Annotated in this window: 7 protein-coding genes; 4 read left to right on the forward strand and 3 right to left on the reverse strand. The window is 71.7% G+C overall.

Features of this window, described 5'->3' with window-relative positions; genetic code table 11:
• The first annotated feature begins 1 nt into the window (after window position 1).
• The 4 genes from ACGFX4_RS39370 to ACGFX4_RS39385 all read left to right on the forward strand — a co-directional run bounded on the left by ACGFX4_RS39370 (window position 2) and on the right by ACGFX4_RS39385 (window position 4,448).
• Window positions 2-766, forward strand: a complete 765-nt coding sequence (locus ACGFX4_RS39370) for an amino acid ABC transporter ATP-binding protein (RefSeq protein WP_393085636.1) — start codon at window positions 2-4, stop codon at window positions 764-766.
• Window positions 763-1,974, forward strand: coding sequence for a M20/M25/M40 family metallo-hydrolase (locus tag ACGFX4_RS39375; protein WP_393085638.1), 1,212 nt, complete (start codon window positions 763-765; stop codon window positions 1,972-1,974). The genes ACGFX4_RS39370 and ACGFX4_RS39375 overlap by 4 nt, the downstream gene beginning before the upstream one ends.
• A 157-nt stretch (window positions 1,975-2,131) precedes the next feature.
• Entirely contained in the window at window positions 2,132-3,427 is a 1,296-nt protein-coding gene (locus tag ACGFX4_RS39380; RefSeq protein ID WP_393085640.1) for a cyanophycinase, read from the forward strand.
• 136 nt (window positions 3,428-3,563) lie between these two features.
• Entirely contained in the window at window positions 3,564-4,448 is an 885-nt protein-coding gene (locus ACGFX4_RS39385; RefSeq protein ID WP_393085642.1) for a MurR/RpiR family transcriptional regulator, read from the forward strand.
• Window positions 4,449-4,486: 38 nt separating this feature from the next.
• On the opposite strand, the gene ACGFX4_RS39390 is transcribed toward ACGFX4_RS39385, so the two are convergent.
• The 3 genes from ACGFX4_RS39390 to ACGFX4_RS39400 form a co-directional block, all read right to left on the reverse strand.
• Window positions 4,487-5,530 (reverse strand): hypothetical protein, encoded by a 1,044-nt coding sequence (locus ACGFX4_RS39390; RefSeq protein WP_393085644.1) that lies wholly within the window; start codon window positions 5,528-5,530, stop codon window positions 4,487-4,489.
• Window positions 5,531-5,895: 365 nt separating this feature from the next.
• A complete protein-coding gene (locus ACGFX4_RS39395; RefSeq protein ID WP_393085646.1) occupies window positions 5,896-6,186 on the reverse strand; it encodes an STAS domain-containing protein in 291 nt (96 codons plus the stop codon).
• A 119-nt stretch (window positions 6,187-6,305) separates the two neighbouring features.
• The coding region (locus tag ACGFX4_RS39400; protein ID WP_393085652.1) for an Hsp20/alpha crystallin family protein at window positions 6,306-6,440 on the reverse strand (135 nt) is incomplete at its 5' end.

Raw genomic sequence — 6,440 nt, forward strand, 5'->3', positions numbered from 1 at the left:
GATGGCCCAGCCCATGGTGCACGCCCAGGGCGTGCGCAAGCACTACGGCAAGCTCGAGGTCCTCAAGGGCATCGACCTCACCGTCGAACGCGGCCAGGTCTGCTGCCTGCTCGGCCCGTCCGGCTCGGGCAAGTCCACCTTCCTGCGCTGCATCAACCACCTGGAGAAGGTCGACGGCGGCCGCCTGTCCGTCGACGGCGACCTGGTCGGCTACCGGCAGGCCGGCAACCGCCTGCACGAACTGCGCGAGTCGGAGGTCGCCGAGCGCCGCCGGGAGATCGGCATGGTCTTCCAGCGCTTCAACCTCTTCCCCCACCTGACCGCTCTCCAGAACATCATGGAGGCGCCGGTGCGGGTCGCCAAGGTGAACACGGCGACCGCCCGCGCCGAGGCGCAGCTGCTCCTGGACCGGGTGGGCCTCGGCGACCGCGCCGACCACTACCCGGCGCAGCTGTCCGGAGGCCAGCAGCAGCGCGTGGCCATCGCCCGGGCTCTGGCCATGAAGCCGAAGCTGATGCTGTTCGACGAGCCCACTTCGGCGCTCGACCCCGAGCTGGTCGGCGACGTCCTGGACGTCATGCGCGACCTCGCCGCCGACGGCATGACCATGGTCGTGGTCACCCACGAGATCGGCTTCGCCCGCGAGGTCGGCGACACGGCCGTGTTCATGGACGAGGGCGTCGTCGTCGAGGCCGGCGACCCGCGCAAGGTCCTGGTCGACCCTGAACAGGAGCGCACCAAGGCGTTCCTCTCCAAGGTCCTGTGAGCGCCCCCGCCGACCAGGCGCACCGCACGGCCGCGGCCGAGTTGTCGGCCGCCGCGCAGGAAGTCTTTCCCCGCTACCTCACCGACCTGGCCCACCTCGTCTCGATCGACTCCGGGTCCTACAACGCCGACGGCGTGAACCGGGTCGCCGACTGGTTCGAGGAGCGCCTGCGCTCGATCGGATTCAGCACCGAGCGCATCACACCCGCGGCGGTGGAAGGGCGCCGCTTCGGGGACGTCCTCGTCGCCAGACTGACCGGCTCCGTGCCGGTGGAGGACGGGGGAGCGCGGATCGTCCTGGTCGGGCACATGGACACCGTCTTCGAAGACGGCACCGCCGCCGCCCGCCCGTTCCGTACCAGCGGCACCCTGGCCCACGGGCCCGGCGTCAGCGACGACAAGGGCGGCCTCCTGGCCGGCGTGACCGCAGCCGAACTCCTCACCCGGCACGGCCGGATGGCGTTCGCCGAACTCGTCGTCCTGGCCACCCCCGACGAGGAGGTCGGCTCGCCGGCCAGCCGTCCGGTGACCGAGCGCATCGCGGCCGGGGCGCACGTCGCCCTCGGCCTGGAGTGCGCCCGCGAGAACGGCGACCTGGTCATCGAACGCAAGGGCGTCGCCGACCTGCTGATCACCGTCACCGGCCGGGCCGCCCACGCCGGCATCGAGCCCGAGCGGGGCGCCAACGCCGCGCTCGCCGCTGCCCACCTGGTGGTCGCCCTGCAGGCCCTCAACGGCCGCTGGCCAGGGGTCACCCTGAACGTCGGCGTGGTGCGGGCGGGGACCCGGACCAACATCGTCTGCCCCCAGGCCGAGCTCCAGGTCGAGGTCAGGGCCGCCACCACCGCCGGCCTGCACACCGCGATCGCCGAGATCCGCACAGCCGCCGCCCGCACCGTCGTCGAGGGCACCACCGCCCGGGTCGAGCAACTGGACCTGTGCCCGCCCATGGAGCACACCTGCGAGGCGGCGGCAGTCCTCGCCGTCGCGCTGCGCACCGCCGCCGATCTCGGCCTGCAGATCCACGGCGCGTCCACGGGCGGTGTCGGTGACGCGAACTTCACCTCCGGCCTCGGCATCCCCACCCTCGACGGCCTCGGCCCCGTCGGCGGGGCCGACCACACCCCCGAGGAGTGGCTGGACATCGTGAGCGCTCCGGGCCGCATCGCCCTGTTGGCCACGCTCACCGAGCGCCTCGGGCGCCGCTGACACCACGCCCGTCGCCCACGGGCCCGCCGGCCCCACGACCGGCCCGGGCGGGTTGCCTGCCTCACCCGCCCCGGCCACCCATCGCCGGGTGTGCGCCGCCCTCGGGCGCACACCCGGCGACGCACGGTTCCCTCACATGACCCCATGGAGCTCCCGGATGAACCGATACCTCCGCACCCGCTGCGGGCGGACCGCTCTCGCCCTCGCGGCCGCACTGACCGTCCTCGCCTCGACCGCTCAGACCGCCGGCGCCCGGCCCGCCGAGGCCGGAGGCACCCTGATCCTCGTCGGCGGAGGCCTCAAGGACGGCAACAGCGAGATCTACGGCGAAATCATCCACAAGGCCGGCGGCATCGGAAAGGCACGCATCGGCGTCCTGACCGCCGCCTCCGTCCCCGAGAGCCAGGACCCCGACGCCGCGGACCCCGACGCCTGCTCCAACTCGCACTGCAACGGTCTCTACTACGCGGACCTCTTCAAGCACTACGGCGCGGCCGACGCCCAGTGGGTGCCCGTCGACATCGAGCACGTCGACGCAGCCGACTCCGACGCCGTCGTCGCCCAGGTCGAGTCGATGACCGGCTTCTTCTTCGGCGGCGGCGACCAGTACCGGTACATCACCAGCCTCCTGCACGGCGATGCCCACACCGACTCCAAGGTGATGGCCGCCATCCGCCGCAAGCTCGCCGCCGGCGCCGTCGTCGCGGGCTCCAGCGCCGGCGCACAGATCGCCTCCGGCCCCGACATGGTCAGCGGCGGCGACAGCTACCAGGCGCTGCGCGACGGCAGCGCCCCCGGCTACTTCGAGGACCCCACCCGCCTCGGCTACATCCCCCAGGGCGGCTTCGGCATCTTCGACGCCGGCCTGCTCGACACCCACACCGGCACCTACGGCCGGGAGGGACGCGCGATCCGCCTGGCGGCCGACACCGGCCACCAGCGCGTCTTCGCCCTCGACGAGAACACCGCGATCGAGGTCGAGCACGCCGGCACCCACGCCGAGAGCCTGCGGGTCCTGGGCACCCACGGCGTCTCCGTCTTCGACCTGCGCTCGGCCCGCACCGGCACCGTCCAGGGGCACTGGGCGATCGACGGCGTCCGCTACAGCTACCTCACCGACGGCGACCACTACGACCTGCGCACCTGGCACGTCCACGCCGCCGACGGCAAGAAGCCCCTCACCGCCTCCACCGCCACCGCCGTGCCCGCCAACCACGACGCGTTCTACTCCGTCGACAACCCCGACGGCGTCCCCTACTCCTTCTCCGGCACCGCCCGAGCACTCACCGCCACCACCGCCCAGCGCACCGCGACCGCCGGCACCTTCGAAACCGGCCCCACCTTCGAGGCACTCTTCCGCAAGCGCGGCGACACCCGCGCCTGGACCACCGACGGCACCACCACCGCGAGCTTCGCCGACCTCCAGGTCGGCATCCACCCCGCCGGCGGCTGACGGCCCGGCGGCCCCGCGCCGTACGAGCCGCCCCGCTCAGTGATCTCCGCAGTCCGGCACTTCGCTAGGCTGCGGAGACACGATCCATCGAGCACCACCGACGATCCGCCCGCAGACCGGGAAGGGAACCCCGCCCATGCCCACCGTCACGCTCGCCGAGGACATCCGCCAACGGCTCGGCGACTGCAGCCCCGCCGAGCGCAAGGTCGGCAGGATCCTGCTCGCAGGCTGGCCGGCCGCAGGATTCGAGACCATCGCCACCCTCGCCGAGCGTGCCGACGTCAGCGCCCCCACCGTCATCCGGTTCGTCAACCGCCTCGGCTACCGCGGCTTCCCCGACTTCCAGGCGGCGCTGCGCACGGAGCTCGACGAACGCCACGCCTCGCCCGTCACCCTCTACAGCGCAGGCAACTACAAGGCCGCCGGATCCGACTCCGCCGACGTGCAAGCCGGAGCGGCCGGGCTCCTCGCCCACGGCCGCGAGGTCTTCACCGCGGCCGTCGACCGCACCCTGGCCGAGGTCACCCCGCACGACCTCGAGCGCGCGGTGCAGCTCCTCGCCGACCCCAAGCGGCGCATCACCCTCGCCGGCGGCCGCTTCACCAACCTCTTCGCCCAGTACCTCGGACTGCACCTGATGCAGGTGCGCGACAACGTCCGCTTCCTCCCCGACCGGGCTGTGGAGCGCACTGCCCTGCTCTCCTCGCTCGCGCGCCGCGACGTCCTCGTCGTCTTCGACTACCGGCGCTACGAGGAGGACAAGGTCACCGTCGCCGAGCTGGTCAAGGAAGCGGGAGGACGCGTGATCCTCTTCACCGACACCTGGCTCTCCCCGGTGAGCACCCACGCGGAAGTCGTCTTCTCCAGCCAGGTCGGAGCCCCGTCCCCGTACGACAGCCTGGTGCCCACCCTGGCGGTGGTCGAGAGCGTGGTCGCCGGCCTCATATCGGAGCTCGGCGACCGTGCCCACGAGCACATGCGGCACAGCGAAGAGATCGCCACCCGCACCGGCCTCACCTGACGGACGATTCGGCGGACCGCCCGGGTGGGGGCTGAGGGTCAGCAGACGGGCGTACCGGAGTAAAGGTTGGAGTCCGGGACACCGTTGACGACACTGCGGGTGTAGTACCCGCAGGTTGGACGGTTCGCGAAGTCGTAGGTGCTGCCCGGTGTCAGGTGCCAGATCTTGAAGTTCGAGAAGGTGAGCGGCCTGCCGGAGACCGCCTGCTCGGGCTGGTGGTCGCCGAGCACGACGTATGCGTCCTTCGCGGACAGCGTCGCCAGGCCGTTCTTGTCGATGAAGAGGGAGCCGCCCTCCTCGACACCCACGCCCCAGGCCTTGCCGGACCCCGTCAGGCCGTCCTTCACGGCCCGGGCGACGAACGCCATGGTGCGTCCCATGCGGTCGCGGGTGACGAAGTGGGAGTCGTTGACGGTGTCGCCGTAGTTCGGCCAGCTGAACATGCCGGTGGTGAAGGTGACGCTCCGGTCGTAGGGGTTGGCGAGGGCGGTCGCGGAGTCCGTGCTCGCGGTGCAGGCGTCGTAGACGACCGAGCTGTTGATGTGGTGACCCGCGCTGCCCCCGCCGACGCCGCCGCCCTTCGCCACGACCGACTGCACCGACGCCTGGAGCGGGGTGCCCTTCCAGCGTGCGTAGTTGCACTGGTTGCCACCGGCGAAATAGACGAACTCCGAGTTCCGCACGTCGGTGTTCACCTGGGAGTTCGACGCGTCCTGGGTCGACGTGAGGACGTAGGTGGTGCAGGAGTTGACGTTCGGCAGACCCATGATCACGTCGCACTCCGGGGTCGGGCTGCCGGACGCCGCGGATGCCGCCAGCACCGTGACGTTGATGCTTCCGCTGCCGCCTCTGACGGCGTCCACGGCCTTGGTCATGGTCGCCGGGACGATCGCGCCCGAGCCGTTCATCGTGTAGGCCGGGCCGCTCCAGGAGGCACGGCTGACGTCGCTCGCGCTTCCTTGGCGGTGGCGCGTCACCTTCGCTTCCGCGACCGCCGGCAGCGACAGCACCGCCGTGGCTGCCAGGGCGGTGGCGAGCATCGCGCGGCCGGTGCGGCGACGGGCGGGGTTTCCGAAGGACATGGGGCCTCCAACTCTCGGCTGTGGGGGATGCCTGAGGAACCCTGCAGGGGTGGAACAGAACATACAGATAAGCTTATATTTTCACCAGATGTATCGCACGCTTCAGAATCGGCGGCGCGCTTCGACCGGGGCGGGCGGCCCCTCCCTGCTACGTGGGGGAGTGGCGAGGTGGCCCGGGTGCCCTACCTGGACCCATGTGCCCGGTTTCCGAGCTTCACTGACAGTCGATCAGGCAGTGCGCACACTCCGAGTTGGGGAGCTCGCCTCGGCACGCGCTTGGCCGCCGCGGAGGGCCGTCGTCGCTGCGGGTGCGGTCACGGCCGGTCTCCTGCCCGCCCGCGGGCGGGCATTCGCCGGCACGGCCGTCAGGGGGCGGGGCAGAGGCGCCGTTCGGCGCCGGTCAGCCGGAGCAGCCGCAGGACCTGGGGGCCTGCCCCGCGCAGGACCAGGCGTCCGCCGCTGCGGTCGGCCTGGTTGCGGGCTTGGATGATGACGCCCAGGCCGTGGCAGTCCATGAACTCGACACCGGACAGGTCGAGCACCACCTCGCTGTGCTCCCGCAGGGCGGCGTCCAGTTGACGCCGCAGCGCGGGGACTGTGTCGAGGTCGATCTCGCCGGTCGCGGTGACGACGGCGGCTGTCTTCCGGTCGTACATGGCGGTCTCCGCTGTCGGCTCGGTCGCGACACGGGTTCCTGGAGGGGGCGGGGTGGGCTGTCCCGTGGCGAGACTGGGGAGAGACGCCCTGCGGGACAGCCCCGTCATGCGGTGGCCGGTCAGGCCTGGATCTGCTTGCGGGTGCCGTTGTGGCTGATTGCGATCTTGCGGGGCTTGGCCTTCTCGGCGACCGGGATCCTGAGGGTCAGCACGCCGGCGTCGTAGTCGGCGCTGATCCCGGCGGGGTCGAGGGT

This window comes from Kitasatospora sp. NPDC048365 (genome assembly GCF_043200835.1).
Lineage (GTDB): Bacteria > Actinomycetota > Actinomycetes > Streptomycetales > Streptomycetaceae > Kitasatospora > Kitasatospora terrestris.

Excerpts from the sequence above, each read along its gene's own strand:
- ACGFX4_RS39390 (WP_393085644.1), bottom strand. The coding sequence starts at position 5,530 with ATGTCCTTCGGAAACCCCGCCCGTCGCCGCACCGGCCGCGCGATGCTC.
- ACGFX4_RS39370 (WP_393085636.1), top strand. The coding sequence starts at position 2 with ATGGCCCAGCCCATGGTGCACGCCCAGGGCGTGCGCAAGCACTACGGC.
- ACGFX4_RS39380 (WP_393085640.1), top strand. The coding sequence starts at position 2,132 with ATGAACCGATACCTCCGCACCCGCTGCGGGCGGACCGCTCTCGCCCTC.
- ACGFX4_RS39385 (WP_393085642.1), top strand. The coding sequence starts at position 3,564 with ATGCCCACCGTCACGCTCGCCGAGGACATCCGCCAACGGCTCGGCGAC.
- ACGFX4_RS39395 (WP_393085646.1), bottom strand. The coding sequence starts at position 6,186 with ATGTACGACCGGAAGACAGCCGCCGTCGTCACCGCGACCGGCGAGATC.